Genomic DNA, 1,063 nt, shown 5'->3' with positions numbered 1-1,063 from the left:
GCCAATAACTTTAGGTATTGGTTCCACTAACGTTGGTTTGACTATTAATACTTCTGGCAACGTCGGCATTGGGACGACGAGTCCAGTGCAAAAACTCCATGTTGAAGGACAATGTATTACCGGTGACTCATTACTTACAGTATTGATACCAGATAATAGTAATAACAATGAAGGAGTTTTTGCAGCTCAAAGCTCAACGCTCAAAGCTCAAAAGGTTAAAATAGTGGACTTGAAGCCAGGAATGCAGGTCTTGTCACTAAATGAACAAAGTGATAAGTTAGAATATCGTTCAGTTAATAGTTTAATGGATATGGGTATCAAGCCAGTGTTTAAGTTAACTACTGCATCAGGTAAAACTATTAAAACAACTGGCAACCATCCATATCTTGTAAAGAATAATCAATATGAACAAGAACAAAGAGATCAAGTGGCAGTTCGAAGAATTGAGAGTGTGGCAGCAAGCCATGGACTTAGCGCAGCTAGTTTATCAGCAGACACAGAGTTTTCCCAAACTAGAACAATATGGACTGCAAAGTCAACTACAAAGAGCAGTAACCTCCATAGTTCTGAATATAGCCGAGGGCAAGGGTCGGTATCACAACAAGGAGTTTATTCAGTTTCTCTATCTCTCACGAGGGAGTCTTTACGAAACAGTAACCTGTCTGCAGTTGGCAGTGAGATTGAATTATCTGCAACAGAGCGAAATAGAAACAACATTAAATCAAGCTCAAGTAATTCATTCTCAACTGAACAGCTTGATCAAATCAATGAAAACCACAGAGAGTGGTTAAAAGTAATATACTTAACTATTGGCGATGAAATTGCTATTATTGAGCCTCAAGCTTTGAGCTTTGAGCATGTATTGTGGGACAAAATAGAGTCCATAACTTTTGTTGGTTATGAACAAGTTTATGATATTGCAGTAGAGGGTACCCATAACTTTATCGCTAATGATATTTTGGCACATAATACATACATCTCTGGCAACGTCGGCATCGGGACGACGGGACCCGATGTTAAACTTAGTATTATAGGTAATAATGGTAGTACAAATACAACCTTC

The 1,063-nt window shown here is 38.4% G+C and carries 2 protein-coding genes; both read left to right on the top strand.

The window, feature by feature from the left end:
- The first annotated feature begins 404 nt into the window (after positions 1–404).
- Positions 405–791: a hypothetical protein gene (locus COX77_03210; GenBank protein PIZ98870.1), complete on the top strand. Its 387-nt coding sequence runs from the start codon at positions 405–407 to the stop codon at positions 789–791.
- Positions 680–1,063: hypothetical protein (locus COX77_03205; GenBank protein PIZ98871.1), on the top strand; the 384-nt coding region annotated here is incomplete at its 3' end. The genes COX77_03210 and COX77_03205, both read left to right, overlap by 112 nt.

The sequence above is a fragment of the Candidatus Komeilibacteria bacterium CG_4_10_14_0_2_um_filter_37_10 genome, from assembly GCA_002793075.1.
Taxonomy (GTDB): Bacteria; Patescibacteriota; Patescibacteriia; order UBA1558; family UBA1558; genus UM-FILTER-37-10.
This window is presented reverse-complemented; position numbering and strand designations above follow the sequence as displayed.